This window comes from Bhargavaea ullalensis, assembly GCF_042432615.1.
GTDB lineage: Bacteria > Bacillota > Bacilli > Bacillales_A > Planococcaceae > Bhargavaea > Bhargavaea ullalensis.
Map to the genome: position 1 here is coordinate 19,255 of NZ_JBHLWY010000037.1, position 22,388 is coordinate 41,642.

Here is a 22,388-nt window from a genome sequence, read left to right on the forward strand (position 1 = left end):
ACATGAAAAAACTGCTATTCCTGTTCTGCTATGCGACGGTTGCGCTCTCGGTATTTGCCTGGAGCACGTCCGCGAAAAACGAGCAGTTGACGCTGCTGCTCAACGGCCAGTACACCGACAAGCTGTCCGAGGCGTCCGAACAGCTGACCGAACTGGAAAGCGAGGTCCGCAAAGTCCTGCTGTACCGGGACACGTCCTCCGCCTCCGAGCCGCTCGGTAACGTGTGGAGACTGTCATCCGAAATGAGGAACAACCTGTCCTCTCTGCCGCTCGATCATCAGTTCTCCTCTGAATGGATGAACTACCTCACCCGTCTGGGCGATTACGCGGATCTGGCGTCCCGCGGAGCGATCCCCCAGGAAAAATGGGAAAAAGCGCTCGGCAATGCCGCTGCCAACCTTGGGGAGTTCACGGATGAATGGTCGGTCGCCACAAAGGATATGTTCATCGGCGGCACGGGACCGGATGAATGGTTCGCCCGCATGCAAGGAGACGTTCCCGACAAACGCTGGGCCGATCTGGGACATGCGGTGAAAACCTACGCTGAAAGTGACTTTCCGCTGACCTCGAGCGAGCACGATGAACAGAAGAAAAAGGATCTCAAACATATTCCGGAAAAACCGGTCAGCCGGGAAGCCGTGATCCGGGAATTCAAGGACCTGTTCCCTGACTACGCAAATGCTTCTGTTCATGTGAGCGAAAGTGCCAAGGATGCCCCGTATCCGTTTTATCATATCCGTTTCCAGGACGGGGTCCGGATCGGTTATGCCGACTTCACGGAAAAGGGCGGCCATCTGCTTTCCCTGCTCGTGGAACGCCCGGCCGGCGAGGGGACGATGTCCGAAGCGCAGATCCGGGAGCGGGCGGGCCGGTTCTTGGAGGATGCCGGCTACGCAGATGTCGTGTTTGAGGAATCGAGGGAGAACACGAATTTCTGGCACCTTTCTTTCGTCCGGGTCGATCCCGGGACCGGGGCCAAAGTATTTGCTGACGGCATCCAGGTGAAGGCAGCCAAAGACAACGGAGAAATCCTCGGGGTGAACTCCATGGAATATATCCAAAAGGAAAACGTCAAGCCCCAGCCGGTCAAGCCGTTCGATCCGGCGGAATTCTTCACGGAAGGAACGAAAGTCCACTCGACCGAGCTGGCCTATACGGCAAACCGGGAACTTGTCCAGCGCCTTTGCCATCTCATCATCGCCACGAAAGAAGTCGGGGGCAAACGGGACACTTACCGGCTGATGATTGACACGGAAACGGGCGAGGTTCTGAAAAACGAAATTCTGCACTGATGTCGCCGTCGCGTGCGACGGAAAAAACGGGGCGTCCGCACGGGACCGCCCCGTTTTTTCCTTTCATCCGGCCGGCTTCCGAAGCGCCCTTTCCCTTTTTGTTGTGGTACAATGAGGTCGAATTGACTATAGGAGAGTTGAAGATGGACAAGAAGATTCGGATTGCGATTGACGGACCTGCCGCCGCAGGGAAAAGCACCATTGCAAAGCTTGTTGCCGGCAGGCTTGGGTATACATATATCGACACCGGCGCGATGTACCGGGCGTTGACTCATAAAGCGATCGGGGCGGGCGTAGATTTGGAGGAGGCCGGGGAAGTGGAAGCATTGCTGCCCGGCACGCAGATTATTCTTGAGCCGGGAGCAGAAGGCCAGACCGTCCTTCTCGACGGCGAGGACGTCACCGGCGTGATCCGGACTTCTGCCGTCACGAACGGAGTGTCCGCCGTTTCCGCCCATGCCGGCGTCCGAGCCTACATGGTCGCCGAGCAGCGGCGGATGGCACGGGAAGGGGGCGTGGTGATGGACGGCCGCGATATCGGGACGGCAGTTCTTCCGGATGCGGAACTAAAGGTGTTCATGACGGCGACCGTCGAGGAGCGGGCACGGCGCCGGCATCTTGAGAATCTGGCCAGGGGATTTGACTCGGATCTCGGGGAACTTGCCCGGGAGATCGCGATACGAGACAAAAAGGACAGTGAGCGGCCGGTGTCGCCGCTCGTGCGTGCCCGGGATGCGGTCCTGCTGGATACGACCGACATGACGATCGAAGACGCGGCGGATGCAATCATCCGGCTGGCAGGGGAGAAGGTGGACTGATGGACTTTTACCATTTCGCCAAATCCGTCGTGTGGGGTCTGCTGAAGCCGCTTTACAGGCTGGACGTGAAAGGGACCGAACACTTCCCGGAAACGGGCGGCGTTTTGCTGTGCACGAACCATATCAGCCTGCTTGACCCGCCGACCGTCGGCATTACGGCGCCGCGGCCGGTCAACTTCATGGCAAAGGCGGAGCTGTTTGAAGCGCCAGTCCTTAAAAGTCTGCTTCCCGGGCTGCATGTGTTTCCCGTGAAGCGGGGCCTGAGCGACCGGACCGCGGTGAGGACGGCGCTCGGATTTCTGAAGGAGGGACAGGTCGTCGGAATGTTTCCCGAAGGCACGAGAAGCAAGGACGGAACCCTCGGCAAACCGATGTCCGGTGCCGGGTTCTTTGCGCTCAAGGGAGGCGACGCGGTCGTCGTGCCGTGTGCGGTCATCGGCGAGTACAAGCCCTTCCGCAAATTGAAGGTGCGGTACGGCAAGCCGATTGACATGGCGCCTTACCGGGAGCGACGGGCCTCTGCCGATGAGGTGGCGGAAGTGATCATGGAACACATCGCCAAACTCATCGAAGAAGAAAATCGGCCCAAAAAAGCATAATTTTTTGTTTTTATAGACGGTTTCGCATAAAATGGACTCAGGAACCTTTATGGAGGAGGACTAGGCATGAGTGAAGAGATGAACAATATGGAGCAAAATATGGAAAATCAAGAAATCCTTGAATTCAAACAGGGAGACCGCATCAAAGGCACGGTCGACAAAATTGAAGATAAATCCGTTACGGTGACAATCCCGGGGGCGCCGTTCGATGGAGTCATCCCGATCAGCGAATTGTCGAGCCTCCATATCGAAAAGGCATCCGATGCAGTCCAGGTCGGCGACGAACTGGAGCTCATCATCATCAAAGTGGAAAACGACAATGAAAACTTTGTTCTTTCAAAGCGCAAAGTGGATGCGGAGTCTGCGTGGGACGACCTGAAAGAGAAGTTCGAATCCGGCGAAACGATCACCGCCGAAGTCAAGGACGTCGTCAAGGGCGGACTTGTCGTGGATCTTGGTGTGCGCGGCTTCGTTCCGGCTTCCCTCGTGGAAGACCACTACGTCGAGTCGTTCGATGACTACAAAGGACGCGAAATGACATTCAAGATTGTCGAGATGGACAAGGAGAAGAACCGCCTCATCCTTTCCCACCGCGCCGTCATCGAGGAAGAAAAAGAAGCGATGAAAGGTGAAGTGCTGGACCGCATCCAGGAAGGCGACGTCATTGAAGGAACGGTCCAGCGGATTGCTTCCTTCGGCGCGTTCGTCGACATCGGCGGCGTCGACGGGCTCGTCCACATCTCCCAGGTGGCGCACGGCCATGTCGACCAGGTGAGCGATGTCCTGAAGGAAGGCGACAAAGTGAACGTCAAGGTCCTTTCCGTCGATCGCGACAACGAGCGCATCTCCCTCTCGATCAAGGACACCCTGCCGGGCCCTTGGGAAGACATCGAGGAAAAGGCGCCGAAAGGCTCCGTCCACACCGGCACGGTGAAGCGCATCGTCTCCTACGGTGCATTCGTCGAAGTGTTCCCGGGTGTTGAAGGGCTCGTCCACATTTCACAGATGGCCCACCACCACATCGGCACGCCACACGAAGTGATCGAAGAAGGACAGGAAGTCCAGGTGAAGGTGCTCGACGTCAACAAGGCGGACAAGCGGCTTTCCCTCTCGATCAAGGAAATGCTGCCACGCGAGGACGGCGGCCGCCGCGAAGTCCGGCGTGACGAGTATGAGATGCCTGAGGAGAACACGGGCTTCTCGATCAGCGATGTAATCGGAGACAAGCTCAAAGGCTTCTCCGAGTGACAAAAAAGTGAACATGAGGACGGTGATGGCGGAGAACGTGCGCCATCACCGTTTTGTTGTGTATAATGACAGAAGATGAAACGGAATCATTCATGGAAGACCGGCGGTTCAACTCCAAGGGAAAGAGCCGCCGGCTGAAGATCAACTTGATTCCTGAAGGGTGGTACCAATGACCAAACCGACAGTAGCGATCGTCGGCCGGCCGAACGTCGGCAAGTCGACGATTTTCAACCGCATCGTCGGCGAACGGATTTCGATCGTCGAGGATATCCCCGGCGTCACGAGGGACCGGATTTACAGTTCTGCAGACTGGCTGAACCACGAATTCAACCTGATTGACACCGGTGGGATCGATATCGGGGACGAGCCGTTCCTCGAACAGATCCGCCAGCAGGCGGAGATCGCCATCGATGAGGCGGACGTCATCATTTTCCTGACGAACGGGCGGGAAGGCGTGACGGCCGCAGATGAGCAGGTCGCCAAAATCTTGTACAAAACGAAAAAACCGGTTGTCCTGGCAGTGAACAAAATCGACAACCCGGACATGAAGGACATGATCTATGACTTTTATTCCCTCGGATTCGGCGAACCATTCCCGATCTCGGGTTCCCACGGACTGGGACTGGGCGACCTGCTTGACGAGGCGGCCCGGAACTTCCCGGACCCGCATGAAGAGCAGGTGGAAGACGATGTCATCCGGTTCTCGCTCATCGGGCGGCCGAATGTCGGGAAATCATCGCTCGTGAACGTGTTCCTCGGGGAAGAGCGGGTCATCGTCAGCGACGTGGCCGGAACGACACGCGATGCGATCGACAGCGACTTCGTTCATGACGGCCAAAAGTACAAAGTGATCGACACGGCCGGCATGAGGAAAAAAGGGAAAGTCTACGAGTCTACGGAAAAGTACTCTGTTCTCCGTGCACTGCGTGCGATCGAGCGCTCCGATGTCGTCCTCGTCGTGCTGAACGGGGAAGAAGGCATCCGGGAGCAGGACAAGCGGATTGCGGGCTATGCGCATGAAGCAGGCAAGGGCGTCATCATCATCGTCAACAAATGGGATGCCGTTGAAAAAGACGAAAAGACGATGAACCGGATGACCGAAAAGATCCGCGACAACTTCCAGTTCCTTGACTACGCACCGATCGTATTCGTCTCGGCAAAAACGCGGCAGCGGGTCTTCCAGATCCTTGACACCGTAAACATGGTGAGCGAAAACCATGCGCTCCGCATCCAGTCGAGCATCCTGAACGAAGTGATCGAAGATGCGGTAGCCATGAACCCGGCTCCGTCCGACAAGGGACGCAAGCTTCGCATCTATTATATGACGCAGGTTCAGGTGAAGCCGCCGACTTTCGTCGTCTTCGTCAACGACCCGGAAATTATGCACTTCTCCTACGAGCGCTTCCTCCAGAACAAATTGCGGGAGTCATTCGGATTTGAGGGGACGCCGATCCGGCTCCTCACCCGGAAGCGAAGCTGATCATTGAAAGGATTTGAATGAAATGACCAAGGTGACGGTGCTCGGGGCCGGCAGCTGGGGAACGGCCCTGGCGTCGGTCCTTGCCGACAACGGCCATGATTGCACAATCTGGGCCCGGCGACCCGAACAGGCGGAAGAAATCATGGTCCGGCATACGAATGAACGCTATTTGCCGGGCGCCCCGCTTCCGGAGAACCTGAAGGGGGAAAGTGACCTGAAACGCGCGACGGAAGGCTCGGCAGTCATCATCGTCGCCGTGCCGACCGCCGGGATCCGGGAGATTTCCCGCAGCTTGAATGGCGTGCTGGAAGGGCCGGTGCTGTTTGCGCATGTGTCCAAAGGCATCGAGCCGGATTCCCTCAAGCGCATCAGTGAAATGATGGAAGAAGAAATCGACGAACAGTTCCGTACCGGGATCGTCGTCCTTTCCGGGCCGAGCCATGCGGAAGAAGTGATCCTGAGGCATCCGACGACCGTGACCGCCGCCTGCTCGGACCCAGAACTCGCAGCCCGCATCCAGGATCTGTTCATGAACCGGGTGTTCAGGGTGTATACGAACGATGATGTCCTCGGCGTCGAAATCGGCGGTGCGCTCAAAAATATCATCGCGCTTGCCGCGGGCGTCTCGGACGGACTCGGATACGGGGACAACGCCAAGGCGGCGCTCATCACGCGCGGCCTGGCGGAAATCTCCCGTCTCGGTGTCGCAATGGGCGCGAATCCGATGACCTTTTCCGGACTTTCCGGGCTCGGCGACCTCATCGTCACCTGCACGAGTGTCCACTCGCGCAACTGGCGCGCCGGCAACATGCTCGGCAAGGGAATGAGCCTGGATGAAGTACTCGGTCAAATGGGCATGGTGGTCGAGGGCGTCCGGACCACAAAGGCGGCAAAGCAGCTTGCGGAAAGCCGTGATGTCCCGATGCCGATCACACAGGCGCTGTATTCCGTCCTTTTTGAAGGGGAAGAACCGCGCCGGGCGGTCGACAGCCTGATGGGACGTCTCAAGAAGCATGAAATTGAAGATCTGTTCGGAATGTCGTGATGGCATCCGGAACTGAAAGGTGGATCCGCATTGTCATCGCTGGATAAAATGTGGCTGTCGTTCTACGCGATGGGGGCCATGTTCGTTTGCATGTTCCTCATCAGCTTCAGCCGCAACAAACTGGAAAATAAGATTCTGAAGTTCGTTTTCTCCCTGGTGGCCTGGCTGCTCCTCATCTTTGCCTTCTTCGGCATGGTCTACGTGGTCTTCAGCGGACCGACGGGGGGAGCGTGAGAAAGTTGAAAAAAACGTTTTTGATCCTCATCGCATCCTGCATCGTCCTGCTCGGCGGCTGCATGATGCCGGACAAGGAAAAAGGCGCGGGCGTCATCCCGTATGAGCAACAGCTCGAGGCGGTGCAGGGAGCCGTCGGCCAGTTCCAGGAAAAGACCGGCGGCCTCCTGCCCATCAAGACACGGGACCAGGACGTCGATCCGTTCATCAAGTACCCGGTCGAGTTTTCAAAGATCGTGCCCGCCTACATGGAGAAAATTCCGTCCAACGCCTATGAAACCGGCGGCATCTATCAATATGTATTGATCGACGTGGAAGACAATCCGACCGTCAAGCTCGTCGATCTCCACGGGCCGGAACGGATCCGGGAGCTGAACCTCCGCAAAGGCGTAAGCGGCCATCTTCCGATCGAGGAGATGATCACGAGTGACGTCTTCAAGCCGAACTTCTCTGCGATGGGCCTGAAGGAAGCGCCGACCGTGAAAAGCCCGTATACGTCCAATGAACTTCCGTTTGTCCTTTCTTCGGACGGCAATTTTTATATCGACTATACGGCAGACCTCCATCAGAAGCTGCTGGAGGAAGACATCCAAGTGGAGCCCGGCGAGGACATCCGCCATATCCTCTATGATGATTCGCCGATCCTTCCGGCCTACAGTCTCCCGTACACCGTCGATGAAGACGGCAATCCGGTGTTCCTGGACAAGAAGTGAGCGGGCTTCCGGCCGATCCAAAAGAATAGCTGTTCGAGAAGCGCTTCGTGCCTGCCGCATGAAGCGCTTCTGTCGTGCATACAATGAATTGCGCAGAAAAGGAGGGCGAAAGGTTGAGCGAAGCATTGTATGAAGAATTGGCGAAACGCACTGACGGGGATATCTACATCGGCGTTGTCGGGCCGGTACGCGTCGGAAAATCGACATTCGTAAAACGGGTCATGGAAGAAGTCGTCATCCCGAACATGGTTGAAGAAGCGGACAGGACGAGAGCGCAGGACGAGTTGCCGCAAAGCTCGCCGGGTCCCGTGATCATGACGGCGGAACCGAAATTCGTTCCGGCAAGGGGGACAGGCATCTCTGTCGGGGACGGCGGCCTGACGTTCCAGATCCGGCTGGCGGACTGTGTCGGTTATGTCATTGACGGGGTGAAGGGCCATATGGACGATGACGGGCCGAAATTCGTCCATACGCCTTGGCACAACGAGCCGGTGCCGTTTGAGGAAGCGGCCAGGATCGGGACGGACAAAGTGATCCGGGACCATTCCACGATCGGCGTGGTCATGACGACGGACGGGTCGGTGAACAACATTCCACGCGCAGCGGCCCTGAAGGCGGAAGAAGAGATTGTCGGCAAACTGAAGGAAATCGGCAAGCCGTTCGTCATCGTCCTGAACAGCCGGATGCCTGCCCACACGGAGACGGTCGCGCTCCGGGAAGAACTTTCCGGAAAATACGGTGTCCCGGTCATCGCGATCAGCGCCGATCAGCTGAATGCATCCGAGATTCAGCTGATTCTGAAGGAAGCCCTGTTCGAGTTTCCGATCTCTGAGATCGAACTGCTCAAGCCCGAGTGGATGGATGTGCTGGATGATGACCATACACTCAACGCGTCGATCCGGCACCGGCTGGATGAAGGACTTTCATCGATCTCAAAGATCCGGGATGTCCAGGCGCTTGCAGCTTCCCTTCAGGAAGAGGACTTCATCAAGCGTGCCGAAGTGACGGACGTCGATGCGGGGCAGGGGAAGGCGAGCATCCGTCTGGAAACGGAGGATGACGTGTATCATTCGGTGTGTGACGAGATGATGGGCGAGCCGATCCGGACGAAAAAAGACTGGCTGCTGTTCATCAAGGACTCGGTCAAATCACGCGAAGCGTTCACCCGCTATGAAGATGCCATCGAATCCGCCAAGACGACCGGCTACGGCGTGACGCTTCCGGGGATCAACGACTTTGAGCCGACCGCGCCGGAACTCATCAAACAAAACAACTTCTTCGGCGTGAGGATGAAGGCAAAAGCCCCGTCCCTTCATATTATGCGGATTGACATGGAGGCTGAATTCTCTCCGCTGATCGGTTCCGAGTTCCACAGCCTTCAGCTGCTGAAAGATCTGAAGGAAGCCTATTTGAACGACCGCGAAGCACTCTGGTCCACGCAGCTGTTCGGAACGCCGCTCCATGAAGTGATGAAAGAGAGCATCCGTTTCAAGACGACCGCTGTTCCCGAGCGGGCTAGAAACCGGATCCGGGAAACGATGGAGCAGATGGTGAATGACGGGAACAAAGGCATGGTGACCTTCATACTGTAATCATTACGGGCATCCGCGTTCGGCGGTATGTCCTTTTCTTTTTGCGTCGGCCGGCCGTGAATCGCTGTTTTCCCCGCTTTATTTCCAAAGACGGAAAGATTGAGGACGGCTCTTTGGCAGATTTCTTCGGCCGATCGATCTTTCAATCGGATTTGCAATTTTTTGTTTACGGGGCAGCGGGTTGGGGAAGTCTTGAAAACAGCGCCGCAATGCGCCCAAAGCCCGTGAAACCGGTTGCGGTGCGGGTTTTGATGTGTTACTCTTTGTACATGCTTAAGCAAACTTTCTCTTCGGGAGGAGGTGAATGGTGTGAACAAGACAGATTTGGTGAACTCCGTTGCAGAAGCGACCGGCCTTTCCCGCAAAGATGCGACCAACGCAGTCGAGTCCGTATTCAACTCGATCAGCGACGCTCTGGCACAAGGCGACAAGGTCCAACTGATCGGTTTCGGAAACTTTGAAGTACGCGAACGTGCAGCCCGCAAAGGCCGCAACCCGCAATCCGGCGAAGAGATCGAAATCGCAGCGAGCAAAGTTCCTGCGTTCAAACCGGGTAAAGCTCTGAAAGATGCGGTCAAGTAATAGCTGATTACATAGGACGGTCCCATGTACCCGCACGCGGGCACGGGCCGTCCTTTTGAAATGCCGGAAATACCCTGCACGCCCGGAATCCCTCATTGTACGCGGGACGGCGTTTGTGCTAACATTTAAGGGTGTGGCGGCAGACGGCCAGTTCCTGTGCAATCAGGGGACCTCAGCCGCCGATGGAGGGACGTATAATGGCAAATGTGGACCACTCGAAGATCCGGGAAGCAGTCGCGATGATCCTGGAAGCCATCGGGGAGGACCCTTCCCGGGAAGGGCTCGTCGACACGCCGAAGCGCGTGGCGAAAATGTACGAGGAAGTATTCTCTGGCATCGACCAGGATCCGAAGGAATACTTCAAGACTGTTTTTCACGAGGAACACGATGAACTCGTCATCGTCAAAGATATTCATTTCCAATCCATGTGCGAGCACCACTTGCTGCCGTTCTACGGCAAGGCGCATGTCGCCTATATTCCGAAAGACGGAGCCATCGCCGGACTGAGCAAACTCGCCCGTGCGGTGGAATCGGTTTCCCGGCGGCCGCAGCTCCAGGAACGGATCACAGCGACCGTCGCCGATGCACTCGTCGAGATGCTCCATCCGATCGGCGTTTATGTCATGGTCGAGGCGGAGCATATGTGCATGACGATGCGCGGCATCCGGAAGCCCGGTTCGAAGACGGTGACGTCGGTGGCGCGCGGAATTTTTGAGGAAGACGCGGCAAAGCGCTCAGAAATCATCTCGCTTATCAAGATGTCCTGACAGCGTGCATTTTTGCCGGGTCCGAAAGAACTATGCTATGATGATTGAGACTAACGGACGGGGGCCAAATCCTATGGGACAAACCGAATATATCGCCATCAAGGCATATGAAGACGGAGTCCAGGTGATCGGACTCACGCGCGGTGCCGACACGAAATTCGGCCATGCGGAGAAGCTGGACGCAGGCGAAGTGCTCATCGCGCAATTCACTGAACACATTTCAGCGGTAAAAGTACGGGGCAAAGCGGAAATCCATACTGCCCACGGAGTACTGCAAAGCGGGTCCGCCGAATAACGGCAGACTTATTCACGCGCCGCTGCAAAACGGCGGCGCCGGCGTGCAGGATTGGAGCGCGGAACATGAACGCATCACCGATACATATTGAAGTTGAACAACTGAAGACGGACATCCAAAGACGGCTTGCCGACCGCATGCTTCTCGAGCACACGGGCGAGCCGGCCGTCGGATCGCCCGTGCTGTTTGCCCTTGTTCTGCCCGGAATCAATGGCGAAGAGTGGCGAGATGAAGACCGGCTTGCAGCCACAGCCGTTGGCGCCCTGCATGCGGCTTTCCATGCGCACGATTCGATCGAGGACAGGGGCACCCCGTCACGCCGGCAGCAGCTCACCGTGCTGGCCGGTGATTATTATAGCGGCGTCCATTACCGCATCCTCACCGGCATTCCGGACGTCGGGCTGCTCCGTGATCTTGCGCTCGCCGTCATCCGGATGAGCGAATGCAAGGCGGCCCTGTATGAGCATGAACAGGCAAGGACCGCAGGTGAGGTGGCCGGGATGCTCCCGGACATCGAAGCCGCCGCGCTGTCGGCGTTCTTCAGGAACCGCGGGCTTTCCCTATACGGGGAAACGGTGCGGAACGCACTCACGGCGAAACGGCTCGAATGCGAAATCGAACATCTGGACTCCGGGCGGATCACGCCGTTCTGCACGGCCATCCTCGAGTCGGCAGACATACAGGGTGACAATGTGTCTGCGAGACGGTTCATGGAGTCCGCCCGTCTTGAAGCCGCGGCACGGGGAATGAACGCGGCCGTGGAACTGAGCCGTGCGGGCCGGTTGCCGGCAATTGAGATTTCATGCCGTCTGGGGCTCGGCGAACCGGCTCCCACACAATCGGGAAAGAAGGTCTGACCAGCATGGATACCCAAAAAGAACAACGCGTCCATGAGGTGTTTCAGAACATTTCTGGAAACTACGATAAAATGAATTCGGTCATCAGCTTTCAGCAGCATAAACTGTGGCGCCGTGAAATGATGAACAAAATGGCGGTGCGGCCCGGTTCGGTTGTCCTGGATGTCTGTTGCGGCACCGGCGACTGGACACTTGCACTCTCCGATGCCGTCGGCGGGACAGGATCTGTCACCGGACTGGATTTTTCGGCGAACATGCTGTCGGTCGCCGAAAAAAAGACCTCGGGCCGCGACAATATCCGGCTGATCGAGGGGAACGCGATGGCTCTCCCGTTTGAAGACGGGACATTTGAATGCGTCACGGTCGGCTTCGGGCTGAGAAACGTGCCGGATCTCAGAAAGGCATTGTCCGAAATGCACCGCGTGCTCAAGCCGGGCGGCATGATCGCCTGCCTGGAGACGTCCCAGCCGAAGATACCCGTCTACCGGCAGGTGTTCAAGTTTTACTTCCGGTATATCATGCCGGTGTTCGGCAGGCTTTTTGCCAAGAAGTTCAAAGAGTACCAGTGGCTCCAGGAATCGGCGGACACCTTCCCGGACAAAGAGCAGCTCGCACGCATCTTTGCCGAGGCAGGGTTCACCCGCGTGTCCTATAAACCGTTCAGCGGCGGAGCCGCTGCGGGGCATATCGGGTTCAAACGAGAACAATAGCGGGGGAAGGTTTTTCCTTTGGAGAAGATGAAGCTTAAATCGATCTACTCGGAGTTCCGGGCAGATCTGGACTATATAGAAAGAGAGCTGGAGCGGGCCGTCCGCTCTTCATCACCTCTTGTCGAAGAGGCGTCCCTCGATCTTCTGAAATCGGGCGGAAAGCGGATCCGGCCGGTCTTCACTCTGCTCTCATCGAAATTCGGCGAGTGCAATCGGACCGATACGGCACGTGTTGCCGTGCCTCTTGAACTGATCCATATGGCTTCTCTCGTCCATGATGATGTCATCGATGATGCCGATCTCCGGAGGGGAACCCCGACCGCAAAATCCCAGTGGGGCAATCGCGTCGCCATGTATGTGGGAGACTTTCTCTTCGGGCGGGCGCTCGCCACGATTGCCGAACTGGATGACCCCGGGATCCACCGCGTGCTGTCCAGGACGATGATCGAGATTTGCGTGGGCGAAATCATCCAGATCGAAGACAAATTTGCCGAAGAGCAGAGCCTGCGGGACTACCTCCGGCGCATCAAGCGAAAGACCGCACTTTTGATCGCATCCAGCTGCGAGCTCGGCGGTCTGGTGTCGGGTGCCGAACCGAAGATCGTCCGGCATCTGGAGCGGTTCGGATACTATATCGGCATGGCCTTCCAGATCACCGATGATCTCCTTGACTTCACGGCAACGGAAAAGGAGCTCGGGAAGCCTGCAGGCAGCGACTTGATCGACGGCAATATCACCCTGCCGGTCATTTACGCCCTGCAGGACACTGAACTGCGTCCGCTTGTGCAGGCGGCGCTTGCCGCGGGAGATGACCGGGAGCCGGTCGACCGGCTCATCCGCAGGATGCGCGGCTCCGAGGCCATCACAGAAAGCCGGCGGGTGAGCAACCTATACCTGGACAAGGCACTGCGTGAGGCAAGTGCTTTGCCTGCCACGGCGGACCGGGATTCACTTATCCGGATTGCAAAGTTTATCGGCAAACGAAAATATTGACAGAAGACCGCATCTTTTGTTGAAACCGGAACCGCTAAAATGGTACGATTCTGAAGGCGGCGGACTTTCCGCCAACCTCGTGCACAAGGAGTGTTCATTCAAATGGAAAAAACGTTTTTGATGGTCAAGCCGGACGGCGTCCAGCGCAATCTCATCGGTGAAATCGTAAGCCGCTTCGAAAAGAAAGGCTTCCAGCTCGTCGGTGCAAAATTGATGCAGATTCCTCAAGAGCTTGCAGAAGAGCACTACGGTGAGCACAAAGAGCGTCCGTTCTTCGGCGAACTCACAGATTTCATCACATCCGGACCCGTGTTCGCAATGGTATGGGAAGGCGAAAACGTCATCTCGACCGCGCGTCTCATGATGGGCGCGACGAATCCGAAAGAATCGGCTCCCGGAACGGTCCGCGGCGACTTTGCGGTCACTGTCGGCAAGAACATCATCCACGGCTCTGATTCCCCTGAGAGCGCAGAGCGCGAAATCGGCCTGTTCTTCAAGGAAGAAGAGATCGTTTCCTACGACAAGCAAATCAACAACTGGGTCAACTGACCCTGAGAAAAACCCGGCGGCCGCCGGGTTTTTCTTTTTCCCGAATATCTTCCCGATCTTCGAAAACAAGCCTCCAAAGCGAAAATCATCCTCACATCCCCGTGACTTAAAAAGGCCGGACTTTTCTCCTGAATAGTAAGCGCTATCATTTAAAAGCGCCTTAAAATCCGCATGAATACTAAGAATAGTTGTGTTATAGTGGAAAGAAAATGTTTGGAGAGCCTGGGGGGAACATGATGAGATATTTGACAGCAGGAGAATCTCACGGTCCGCAGCTGACCGCGATTATAGAAGGGTTGCCGTCCAATCTGGAGCTGACCGCGGAATCGGTCAACAAAGATCTTGCCAGAAGGCAGGGCGGCTACGGGCGGGGACGCCGCATGCAGATCGAAAAAGACACGGTGGACATCACGGCCGGCGTCCGGCACGGCAAGACGATCGGTGCGCCGGTCGCCCTGACCGTCACGAATGACGACTGGAAGCACTGGACGAAGATCATGGGCATCGAGCCGCTGCCCGAAGGCGCTGATCCCGAAGAGATCAAGCGGCGGGTGACGCGTCCCCGGCCGGGCCATGCAGACCTCGTCGGCGGCATGAAATACGGACACCGCGATCTGAGGAACGTCCTGGAACGGTCATCCGCTCGCGAAACGACGATGCGCGTCGCCGCAGGGTCAGTCGCAAAAAGTCTCCTTCGCGCACTCGGCATCGAAGTGACGGCTCACGTGACGGAAATCGGCGGGATCAAAGCGGACACGACGATCCGTGACGGCAAGACAGTCGCCGAAATCCGGGAAATTGCAGCCGCGGATGAAGTGTACTGCATCGATCCGGAGGCTTCAGAAAAGATGAAACAGGCGATCGATGAAGCGAAGGCGGCAGGCAACTCGATCGGTGGCACCGTCGAAGTGGTCGTTGAAGGGTGCCCGCCGGGTGTCGGGAGCTACGTCCAGTATGACCGGAAGCTGGATTCCCGCATTGCAGGCGCCATCGTGTCGATCAATGCGTTCAAAGGCGTGGAATTCGGACTCGGATTTGAAATGGCCCGCCGTCCCGGCAGCGAAGTCCATGATGAAATCGAGTGGAACGAAGAAGCCGGCTACATCCGGCGGACAAACAACCTCGGCGGGTTTGAAGGCGGCATGACGACGGGCATGCCGATCGTCGTACGGGGAGTCATGAAGCCGATTCCGACACTTTACAAGCCGCTGGAAAGCGTCGACATTGACACGAAAGAGCCGTTCAAGGCGTCCATCGAGCGGTCGGACAGCTGTGCGGTGCCGGCTGCCTCCGTCGTTGCCGAACATGTTGTCGCCTGGGAAGTGGCCGCGGCGATTACGGATACATTCCACAGTGACACGATTGAAGGCCTCCGCCGCAACATCAATGACTTCATCGCCCGATCACGGGAGTTTTGATGATGGAAACAATCCGCGTCGACTTATCGGAACGGGAGTATGACGTCCTGGTCGGGACGGGGACGCTCGGCAGAATCGGCAGTTTTCTGGAAAAGGCCGACCGCATTGCCGTCATTGCAGATGAGCGGGTCGCCGGAATCCACGGGGAAAAGCTGGAGCGGGCGCTCGCCGGAGCGGGTCGGAGAAAAACGGCTTGGCTCAACGTTCCCGCCGGAGAAGCGTGCAAGACGTTGGAATGGTTCGGGCGGACGCAGCAGTTCCTTTTGGAAGCCGGCTGCACGAGGCAATCGCTCGTGATCGCCTTCGGGGGCGGAGCGTGCGGGGACCTGGCGGGCTTTGCCGCGGCCTGCTATATGCGGGGAATCGATTTCATTCAATGTCCGACGACCATCCTCGCGCACGATTCCTCGGTCGGCGGCAAGACGGGTATCAACCTGCCGGGCGGAAAGAACATGACCGGCGCATTTCATCAGCCGGCGGCGGTCCTGTACGACACGGACCTTCTGAAAACCTTACCGGCTGAAGAGATCCGGTCCGGAATGGCCGAAGCCGTCAAGCACCAGCTCATTTCGCCTTCCGGAAACGCCGGTGAAATGCTCAGTGAATTGAATTACGGGGACATGGACGAACAGACTTTATTGCAATATATCGTACGTGGAATACAAGTGAAAGCCGAAATCGTCTCGCAGGACGAGCGGGAAGGATCCGTACGGAAATACCTGAACTTCGGCCATACCTACGGGCACGCGGTGGAAGCCGCCGCAGGCTACGGCGGACTGACGCACGGGGAGTCGGTGATGATCGGGATGCTTTACGCGCTCATCCTGAGCGAGCGGCTGGCCGGGGCGGACAGGTCGGTGACGGATGCCCTTCAGCATTTCGCGGAGCGGAACGGATATCCGCTCAAGGCGGCCGCCGATTTTCCGTTCAGCGAACTATTCGCCTATATGAAGAAGGACAAAAAGGCTTCTTTCGGAGAGTTGCAATTCGTCCTGCTTCCCGAAACCGGCAGACCGGAGATCGGGAAAGCGGAGGAAGAGGACTGCCGGGAAGCCGATGAAGAACTGAGAAAACGACTGGGGGTGCAGCCATGATGGTCCGGGGTGTGCGCGGTGCGACGAGCATCTGCGAAGACGGGCAGCAGCATGTGCTTGAGGAAACATCGGAGCTGGTGAAGGAAATGGCGGAGAGAAACGGCCTCGATCCCGAGGACATCGTTTCGGTCCTCATCTCGACGACAACGGACATTTCGTCGGCGTTCCCGGCCAAGTCGGTCAGGTCCATGCCGGGATGGGAATACGTGCCGGTCATGTGTACGCACGAGATGGATGTACCGGGCGCGCTGCCGCTTTGCATCCGGGTGCTTCTACATGCCAATACGGAGAAATCCCAAAAGGAAATCCAGCATATTTACCGGAATGAGGCAGTGCGGCTGCGGCCGGATCTTGCAAGCAGAAACCTGAAAGGAGAGGGAGCAAAATGAGGTGGAATGCACGGCTTGAGGGCATGCGGGCATATGAGCCCGGAAAAACGATTGCAGAGGTCCAGCGGGAATACGGCCTGGAGCGGATCGTCAAGCTCGCATCAAATGAAAACCCGTTCGGCTGTCCGCCGGCTGCAGCCGATTTCCTGAGGGAAACGGAAACCGAGACGGAGCTGTACCCGGATGGCTATGCGACCGCACTGCGCACCGGGCTCGCCGAAAAGCTCGGAGTCACCCCCCGGCAGCTCCTGTTCGGCGGCGGGTCCGACGAAATCATTGTCATCCTAGCCCGTGCGCTCCTGTCCGAAAGGGACAACACGGTCGCGCCCTGGCCGAGCTTTCCGCAGTACAGGCACAATGCCCGCATTGAAGGCGCGGAAATGCGCGAAATCCCGCTGGCGGGACACAGCCACGATCTGGACGCGATGCTTCGGGCCATCGATGACGAAACATCGATCGTCTGGCTTTGCACGCCGAACAATCCGACAGGCGGCATCATTCCGGATAACGAACTCCGTGCGTTCATCTCCAAGGTTCCGGAACATGTCCTCGTCGTCGTCGACAACGCCTATCACGAATATGTGACATCGCCGGAGTACCGGGATCCGATTTCGCTCATCGATGACTTCCCGAACGTCATCGTGCTGAGGACATTCTCGAAAGCTTACGGGCTTGCGGCATGCCGGGTCGGCTATGCGGTCGGACCCGAAGAAATCATTTCCAAGCTGGAACCGGTCCGGCCTCCGTTCAACACGACGGTTGCCGGGCAGGGCGCCGCACTCGCTGCACTCGGCGATGCCGGATTCATAGAGCAGTGCCGGGAGCAAAATGAAAAAGGGAAAGCCCGGTACGAGCGGTTTGCCGAACAGCATGGCTTGGAGTGCCCGCGCTCGGAAGCGAACTTTGTCCTCATGGAGGTGAAGGGTTCCGCCGATGAAGTGACCGGGGAGCTGCTGAAGAAGGGCTTCATCGTCCGCAGCGGCGACAAACTCGGAACGCCGGGCTTTATCCGGATCACCGTCGGCAATGAAAAAGACAATGAAGCGCTGCTTGGTGCGCTTGCAGAAGTACTGTCACTCGGCGTGCCGGGCGCCTGAACCGGCAGCCGTCAAAAGGAAGTGTTGGGAAGCATGGAAACGAAAGTGGCCATTATCGGACTCGGCCTGATCGGCGGCTCAATGGCGCTAGCCCTGCAACGGCACGAGCACGTCTTCGTCACCGGGTTTGACGCGGATGAACGCACTCTTTGTGAGGCTCTGCATCTGGGAATCATCCACGGCAAGGCGGATACGGCCCGCCGGGCGGCTGAGTCCGCTGATTACATATTTTTTGCAACACCGGTGAACGAGACGATCCGTCTGATGAAACAGGCGTCGGAGGAGTGGAGCCTCAAGCCGGGTGCTGTCCTGACTGACACAGGCAGCACAAAGACCAACATCATGGAGCATGCGGACCTGTTCGAGGGGACGGACACCGTATTCGTCGGCGGACACCCGATGGCCGGCTCCCATAAAAGCGGCGTACGCGCGGCGAGGGAACACCTGTTTGAAAACGCCTATTATCTCCTGACTCCGGCCGGTCGAAAAGATGCGGCGGCAGCACGCCGGCTCGAGGAGTTCCTCGGCGTGACAAAGGCGAAACTGGCAGTCGTCTCGGCAGCGGAACACGACGCGATGACCGCGGTCGTCAGCCATTTCCCCCATCTTGTGGCTGCTTCGCTCGTCAGGCGCCTTGAAGACGAGGCGGAAGACCGTCCCTTTGCAAGAGAACTTGCAGCGGGGGGCTTTCGGGACCTGACCCGGATCGCTTCGTCGAATCCGGATATGTGGCGGGACATCACCATCCAGAATCGCGATGAGCTGCTGGACCAGTTTGATCTGTGGCAGCAGGAGATGGAGGCGGTCCGGGGCATCGTCGAACGTGGAAACCCGGATGAGATCCGGCGTTTCTACGACGGAGCCCGCGCCTACCGGGATGCCCTGCCGCTCAAGGCTCAGGGAGCTCTGTTCGCTTCGTTCGACCTCAATGTCGACATCCCGGACAATCCGGGTGCAATTTCGGAGATCACCGGGATTCTGGCGGAAGCGGGAATTTCGATCACGAACGTCCGCATCGTCGAATCAAGGGCCGATGTCTTCGGGATCCTTGTCGTTTCCTTCCAGACGGCCGATGACCGGGAAAAGGGCCGGCTCTGCCTGATGGAAAAGACGGGTTATGAAATTAATATCACCTGACCGGATTGGAGGAGAAGTCATATGGAACGGATGAAACTTGAATACGGCACTGGTTCCCTGCGCGGCGCAATCACTGTGCCCGGTGACAAATCCATCTCGCACCGGGCGGTGATGTTCGGCAGCATCGCCGAAGGGAGGACGACGATCTCCGGTTTTCTGGCGGGAGAAGACTGCCTGAGAACCATTGACTGCTTCCGGTCGCTCGGCGTGGATATCGTTAGAAACGGCACCGACCTCACGATCAGCAGCCCGGGCATCGACGGCTGGGCGGAGCCTTCCGATATTTTGTACACCGGCAATTCCGGAACGACGACGCGGCTCATCCTCGGCGTCCTGGCCGGTTCCCGGGTGCATTCGGTGGTGAGCGGCGACAGTTCGATCGCCAGGCGCCCGATGAAGCGCGTCACCGGACCGCTCGCACTGATGGGGGCGGATATCCGCGGACGGGATTCGGCCCGGTACACGCCGCTTGCCGTCCAGGGGGGACCGCTTTCCGCGATCGAATACGATATGCCGGTGGCGAGCGCGCAGGTCAAGTCGGCGATCCTGTTCGCTGCCATGCGGGCGGAGGGCGAATCGGTCATCCGCGAAAAGGACGTCTCACGTGACCATACCGAACGCATGATGCGCAACTTCGGCATCTCGGTCGAGAGCGGCGGCGGGGAGATCCGTCTGCGAGGCGGACAGAAGCCGTCTGCCGTGCATGTGGAAGTGCCGGGCGATATTTCCTCTGCCGCCTTCTTCCTCGCTGCCGGCGCGGCCGTGCAAGGGAGCGAAGTCGAGCTTGAAAACGTCGGGCTTAATCCGACCAGGACCGGAATGCTCGATGTCCTGGAAGCAATGGGTGCAGATGTCTCGGTCAGGGAAAGTGTCACCGGGGACTCCGAGAAGCGCGGAACGCTCACCGTCCGGCATTCGGATCTTCGCGGGACGGAAATTTCCGGTTCGCTCATTCCCCGGCTCATCGACGAAATCCCCGTGATTGCACTTCTTGCCACGCAGGCGGAAGGCGTGACCGTCATACGGGATGCGGAAGAGCTGCGTGTGAAAGAAACCGACCGGATAGCCGCTGTGGCCGAGGAGCTCGGCAAGCTCGGTGCGGACATCGAGCCGACCCCCGACGGCATGGTCATCAGAGGGCCCGTCCGGCTTCACGGCGGCGTTCTCCATTCCCGCGGAGACCACCGGATCGGCATGATGGCCGCCGTTGCGGCACTCATTGCGGACGGTCCTGTGGAGCTGGAAGATCCCGGCTGCATCGCGATCTCCTATCCGGCATTTTTCGACGATCTGAAATCGCTTTTGAGATGAACAAGTCAGGCCGGCCGGCTGTTTTTTCGCCGGCCGGCCGTTGACCGAAAAGCCTCTTTATGCCGGAGGCTTTTTTTCTTGTGAAGAAACGGGGCATCTTGTAGCATGAAGTATGAAAAACGACGGGACGGGTGAATACTGATGGAGACAATCGAACTTTTACAGCAATATATCCTTGACGGCGAACTGGCAAAGGCAGAATCGCTTGTATTGGAGATCCAGGCCTCTCCTGATGCGGAAACCCGCTACATGGCCGCAGAGCTCATGAGTGAATACGGCTTCCTCCAGGAGGCGGATCTCCTTTACGGCGGATTGCTCGAGCTGATGCCGGAAGAGGCCCAGCTCAAGATCGACCGGGCACGCGTGCTGATGGAGCTTGGAGAGGAAGACGATGCGCTTCTTCTGCTCACGTCTGTCCGTCCGGATGAGGAGGAGTATGTCCAGGCGCTGCTTGTCCTCGCCGACTATTATCAGATGTCCGGCATGGCGGAATCCGCACTCCGGAAAGTCGAGGAGGCTGAAGCATTCCTGCCAGACGAGCCCGCAATCCTGTTCGCGAAGGCAGAGCTGCTGCTCGACGGGGGCCGCTATGCCGAAGCGGCGCGGCTGTATGCGGAGATTCGCAAATCTGCCGAGGAGATCGCCGGTGTCCGGCTGACGGACAGGATCGCGGAGTCCTACGCGGCCGGCGCGGCCTATGAAGAGGCACTGCCTTACTACAAGGAGTCCCTTGAACACGCCCGGACGCCGGACAGCCTGTTCGGTTTTGCCTATGCCGCCTATCAGAGCGGGCTGTATAAAGACGCCGTCCGCGCGCTTGCCGAACTGAAAGACATTGACCCCGACTACTTCTCCGCCTATGCACTCCTTGCCCAGGCGCTCATCATGGAAGGTGAGGACGAAGCTGCATACCGCACGCTCTCCGAAGGACTGTCGCGCGACAAGTACGACAAGGAACTGTATCTCGCATCCGGCAAATTGGCGCTGAAGACCGGCCGGACGGAAGAAGCGGAGGCGCATCTCCGGGAGGCGATTGCGCTTGATCCCGAATACATGGAGGCCATCCATGCGCTTGTCTCGCTGTTTGACCAACAGGAGCGGGACGCGGAGATCATCGAGATGGTTTCCGGTTTGCGCAGGGAAGGGTTGGACTGGTCCGGCCTTTATCCGTTTGCCGCATATGCGAACGAACGAGAAGAGCACTTTGAAGACGCATATGAATTTTACCGCCTCGCATATCATGAGTTTAAGGAAGACCCGCAGTTCCTGGAAAAGTTCGCCCTTTTCTTGCTGGATGAAGGAAAACGGGAGGAAGCCATAGAAGTGATACAAAGACTCGCCGTTCTGGTTCCTGATGATCCCCGGTGGTCATCGTTCCTTGAGAATGACTTGTGAAAGGAGGGGTTTTGTGGAAGCATCAGTCCCGGTCGCGGAAAAGAAGGAGTTTGTCCGGTGGTTTCTGAAAACCCACCAGTTGAAGAGGCGGGAGTGCGTCTGGATCCTGAATTACCTCCTCAGCCATGACCAGCTGCTTCAGAACGTGCGCTTCGTGGATGAAGCGCATTACTGCCCGCGCGCGATGGTAATGTCGACGACCGACTCGGACGGGATCCCGTTCCGTTTCTACAAAGGGAACCTGATGACTGCGGATGCGGAAAAATCATTCCATGACCTGCGGCTCCATCCTGAAGAGAACATGTTCCTTCAGCTCAACTTCCCGGGCAGGCATTCCTGCCCCGAGTACGCCGCGGTCCTGGAGGACAATCCGTATGTGCCCGAATACATCCGGATCAGCGAGAAGGACAGGAAGGAAGCGGAAAGGCTCTTGGAGGACAGTGTGCTGGCTTTCCGTGAAGAGCAGCTGCTCAGGGAAATCGACGAAGCACTTGACGATAACGACAAAGAGAAGTTTTTCACTTTGTCCAAAACGCTGCAATCCATCAAAGAAGTGGGAAATCCATGACTTCATCCGGGAGATGAGGTCTTTTTTTGTTTTTGGGTAATTCCGCTCCGGAATTTGCATTTGAGCCTGTAAAATGCCAAAGTTAAAGGGCAGCGCAAAAAGTTGCGCAAAGACTTATATAGGAAATGACAGTTGGGGACACTGGGCATGCCTGATGCGGGAGGGTTCGTGCACCCCCGCAGCCGGGCGTCCAGGTCTCCCGGGA

General features: G+C 57.6%; 24 protein-coding genes. All 24 read left to right on the forward strand.

Annotated features, from left to right (window positions below):
* Positions 1-2: 2 nt before the first annotated feature.
* The 24 genes from ACFFIY_RS08595 to ACFFIY_RS08710 all read left to right on the forward strand — a co-directional run bounded on the left by ACFFIY_RS08595 (position 3) and on the right by ACFFIY_RS08710 (position 22,183).
* Positions 3-1,292: a PepSY1/2 domain-containing protein gene (locus tag ACFFIY_RS08595; protein ID WP_354195985.1), complete on the forward strand. Its 1,290-nt coding sequence runs from the start codon at positions 3-5 to the stop codon at positions 1,290-1,292.
* A gap of 143 nt (positions 1,293-1,435) precedes the next feature.
* A complete protein-coding gene (cmk, locus tag ACFFIY_RS08600) occupies positions 1,436-2,110 on the forward strand; it encodes a (d)CMP kinase (protein WP_354195987.1) in 675 nt (224 codons plus the stop codon).
* Positions 2,110-2,709, forward strand: coding sequence for a lysophospholipid acyltransferase family protein (locus ACFFIY_RS08605; protein ID WP_354195989.1), 600 nt, complete (start codon positions 2,110-2,112; stop codon positions 2,707-2,709). Before cmk ends, ACFFIY_RS08605 begins: the two co-directional genes overlap by 1 nt.
* Before the next feature lie 66 nt (positions 2,710-2,775).
* Entirely contained in the window at positions 2,776-3,957 is a 1,182-nt protein-coding gene (gene rpsA / locus ACFFIY_RS08610) for a 30S ribosomal protein S1 (protein WP_354195991.1), read from the forward strand.
* A 169-nt stretch (positions 3,958-4,126) separates the two neighbouring features.
* Positions 4,127-5,437 carry a ribosome biogenesis GTPase Der gene (gene der, locus ACFFIY_RS08615; RefSeq protein ID WP_354195993.1) on the forward strand — a complete coding sequence of 437 codons (1,311 nt, stop codon included), beginning with the start codon at positions 4,127-4,129 and terminating at the stop codon, positions 5,435-5,437.
* A gap of 22 nt (positions 5,438-5,459) precedes the next feature.
* Entirely contained in the window at positions 5,460-6,482 is a 1,023-nt protein-coding gene (locus ACFFIY_RS08620) for an NAD(P)H-dependent glycerol-3-phosphate dehydrogenase (protein ID WP_354195995.1), read from the forward strand.
* A 30-nt stretch (positions 6,483-6,512) separates the two neighbouring features.
* Complete coding sequence (locus ACFFIY_RS08625; RefSeq protein ID WP_354195997.1) at positions 6,513-6,716, forward strand: DUF2768 domain-containing protein; 204 nt, start codon at positions 6,513-6,515, stop codon at positions 6,714-6,716.
* Positions 6,713-7,429, forward strand: coding sequence for a YphF family lipoprotein (locus ACFFIY_RS08630; RefSeq protein ID WP_354195998.1), 717 nt, complete (start codon positions 6,713-6,715; stop codon positions 7,427-7,429). The genes ACFFIY_RS08625 and ACFFIY_RS08630 overlap by 4 nt, the downstream gene beginning before the upstream one ends.
* Before the next feature lie 113 nt (positions 7,430-7,542).
* Positions 7,543-9,021, forward strand: a complete 1,479-nt coding sequence (spoIVA, locus tag ACFFIY_RS08635) for a stage IV sporulation protein A (RefSeq protein ID WP_354196000.1) — start codon at positions 7,543-7,545, stop codon at positions 9,019-9,021.
* A 309-nt stretch (positions 9,022-9,330) separates the two neighbouring features.
* The gene (gene hbs, locus ACFFIY_RS08640; protein WP_354196002.1) at positions 9,331-9,603 is read left to right on the forward strand and encodes a non-specific DNA-binding protein Hbs; all 273 of its coding nucleotides are present in this window, start codon (positions 9,331-9,333) and stop codon (positions 9,601-9,603) included.
* Positions 9,604-9,800: 197 nt separating this feature from the next.
* Positions 9,801-10,370, forward strand: coding sequence for a GTP cyclohydrolase I FolE (gene folE, locus ACFFIY_RS08645; protein WP_354196004.1), 570 nt, complete (start codon positions 9,801-9,803; stop codon positions 10,368-10,370).
* A gap of 73 nt (positions 10,371-10,443) precedes the next feature.
* Positions 10,444-10,665: a trp RNA-binding attenuation protein MtrB gene (gene mtrB, locus ACFFIY_RS08650; RefSeq protein WP_354196006.1), complete on the forward strand. Its 222-nt coding sequence runs from the start codon at positions 10,444-10,446 to the stop codon at positions 10,663-10,665.
* Between the two features lie 65 nt (positions 10,666-10,730).
* Positions 10,731-11,522: a heptaprenyl diphosphate synthase component 1 gene (locus tag ACFFIY_RS08655; protein WP_354196008.1), complete on the forward strand. Its 792-nt coding sequence runs from the start codon at positions 10,731-10,733 to the stop codon at positions 11,520-11,522.
* A gap of 5 nt (positions 11,523-11,527) precedes the next feature.
* The gene (locus tag ACFFIY_RS08660; protein WP_354196010.1) at positions 11,528-12,232 is read left to right on the forward strand and encodes a demethylmenaquinone methyltransferase; all 705 of its coding nucleotides are present in this window, start codon (positions 11,528-11,530) and stop codon (positions 12,230-12,232) included.
* A gap of 18 nt (positions 12,233-12,250) precedes the next feature.
* Complete coding sequence (locus ACFFIY_RS08665) at positions 12,251-13,225, forward strand: polyprenyl synthetase family protein (protein ID WP_354196012.1); 975 nt, start codon at positions 12,251-12,253, stop codon at positions 13,223-13,225.
* 102 nt (positions 13,226-13,327) lie between these two features.
* Positions 13,328-13,774 (forward strand): nucleoside-diphosphate kinase, encoded by a 447-nt coding sequence (ndk, locus tag ACFFIY_RS08670; RefSeq protein WP_354196014.1) that lies wholly within the window; start codon positions 13,328-13,330, stop codon positions 13,772-13,774.
* Positions 13,775-14,010: 236 nt separating this feature from the next.
* Positions 14,011-15,192, forward strand: coding sequence for a chorismate synthase (aroC, locus tag ACFFIY_RS08675; protein WP_354196016.1), 1,182 nt, complete (start codon positions 14,011-14,013; stop codon positions 15,190-15,192).
* Positions 15,193-15,194: 2 nt separating this feature from the next.
* Complete coding sequence (gene aroB, locus ACFFIY_RS08680; protein WP_354196018.1) at positions 15,195-16,286, forward strand: 3-dehydroquinate synthase; 1,092 nt, start codon at positions 15,195-15,197, stop codon at positions 16,284-16,286.
* The gene (gene aroH / locus ACFFIY_RS08685; RefSeq protein ID WP_354196163.1) at positions 16,286-16,675 is read left to right on the forward strand and encodes a chorismate mutase; all 390 of its coding nucleotides are present in this window, start codon (positions 16,286-16,288) and stop codon (positions 16,673-16,675) included. Before aroB ends, aroH begins: the two co-directional genes overlap by 1 nt.
* Positions 16,672-17,772, forward strand: coding sequence for a histidinol-phosphate transaminase (gene hisC / locus ACFFIY_RS08690; protein WP_354196020.1), 1,101 nt, complete (start codon positions 16,672-16,674; stop codon positions 17,770-17,772). Before aroH ends, hisC begins: the two co-directional genes overlap by 4 nt.
* 33 nt (positions 17,773-17,805) lie before the next feature.
* The gene (locus ACFFIY_RS08695) at positions 17,806-18,909 is read left to right on the forward strand and encodes a prephenate dehydrogenase (RefSeq protein WP_354196022.1); all 1,104 of its coding nucleotides are present in this window, start codon (positions 17,806-17,808) and stop codon (positions 18,907-18,909) included.
* A 21-nt stretch (positions 18,910-18,930) separates the two neighbouring features.
* The gene (gene aroA / locus ACFFIY_RS08700; protein WP_354196024.1) at positions 18,931-20,220 is read left to right on the forward strand and encodes a 3-phosphoshikimate 1-carboxyvinyltransferase; all 1,290 of its coding nucleotides are present in this window, start codon (positions 18,931-18,933) and stop codon (positions 20,218-20,220) included.
* A 141-nt stretch (positions 20,221-20,361) separates the two neighbouring features.
* Entirely contained in the window at positions 20,362-21,615 is a 1,254-nt protein-coding gene (locus ACFFIY_RS08705; protein ID WP_354196026.1) for a tetratricopeptide repeat protein, read from the forward strand.
* Between the two features lie 13 nt (positions 21,616-21,628).
* Positions 21,629-22,183: a ReoY family proteolytic degradation factor gene (locus ACFFIY_RS08710; RefSeq protein WP_354196028.1), complete on the forward strand. Its 555-nt coding sequence runs from the start codon at positions 21,629-21,631 to the stop codon at positions 22,181-22,183.
* The last annotated feature ends 205 nt before the right edge of the window (positions 22,184-22,388 follow it).

Excerpts from the sequence above, each read along its gene's own strand:
- ACFFIY_RS08605 (WP_354195989.1), top strand. The coding sequence starts at position 2,110 with ATGGACTTTTACCATTTCGCCAAATCCGTCGTGTGGGGTCTGCTGAAG.
- folE (WP_354196004.1), top strand. The coding sequence starts at position 9,801 with ATGGCAAATGTGGACCACTCGAAGATCCGGGAAGCAGTCGCGATGATC.
- aroA (WP_354196024.1), top strand. The coding sequence starts at position 18,931 with ATGGAACGGATGAAACTTGAATACGGCACTGGTTCCCTGCGCGGCGCA.
- aroB (WP_354196018.1), top strand. The coding sequence starts at position 15,195 with ATGGAAACAATCCGCGTCGACTTATCGGAACGGGAGTATGACGTCCTG.
- ACFFIY_RS08705 (WP_354196026.1), top strand. The coding sequence starts at position 20,362 with ATGGAGACAATCGAACTTTTACAGCAATATATCCTTGACGGCGAACTG.
- ACFFIY_RS08620 (WP_354195995.1), top strand. The coding sequence starts at position 5,460 with ATGACCAAGGTGACGGTGCTCGGGGCCGGCAGCTGGGGAACGGCCCTG.
- ACFFIY_RS08655 (WP_354196008.1), top strand. The coding sequence starts at position 10,731 with ATGAACGCATCACCGATACATATTGAAGTTGAACAACTGAAGACGGAC.
- ACFFIY_RS08695 (WP_354196022.1), top strand. The coding sequence starts at position 17,806 with ATGGAAACGAAAGTGGCCATTATCGGACTCGGCCTGATCGGCGGCTCA.
- aroC (WP_354196016.1), top strand. The coding sequence starts at position 14,011 with ATGAGATATTTGACAGCAGGAGAATCTCACGGTCCGCAGCTGACCGCG.
- rpsA (WP_354195991.1), top strand. The coding sequence starts at position 2,776 with ATGAGTGAAGAGATGAACAATATGGAGCAAAATATGGAAAATCAAGAA.
- cmk (WP_354195987.1), top strand. The coding sequence starts at position 1,436 with ATGGACAAGAAGATTCGGATTGCGATTGACGGACCTGCCGCCGCAGGG.
- ACFFIY_RS08660 (WP_354196010.1), top strand. The coding sequence starts at position 11,528 with ATGGATACCCAAAAAGAACAACGCGTCCATGAGGTGTTTCAGAACATT.
- hisC (WP_354196020.1), top strand. The coding sequence starts at position 16,672 with ATGAGGTGGAATGCACGGCTTGAGGGCATGCGGGCATATGAGCCCGGA.
- ndk (WP_354196014.1), top strand. The coding sequence starts at position 13,328 with ATGGAAAAAACGTTTTTGATGGTCAAGCCGGACGGCGTCCAGCGCAAT.
- ACFFIY_RS08595 (WP_354195985.1), top strand. The coding sequence starts at position 3 with ATGAAAAAACTGCTATTCCTGTTCTGCTATGCGACGGTTGCGCTCTCG.
- mtrB (WP_354196006.1), top strand. The coding sequence starts at position 10,444 with ATGGGACAAACCGAATATATCGCCATCAAGGCATATGAAGACGGAGTC.
- aroH (WP_354196163.1), top strand. The coding sequence starts at position 16,286 with ATGGTCCGGGGTGTGCGCGGTGCGACGAGCATCTGCGAAGACGGGCAG.
- der (WP_354195993.1), top strand. The coding sequence starts at position 4,127 with ATGACCAAACCGACAGTAGCGATCGTCGGCCGGCCGAACGTCGGCAAG.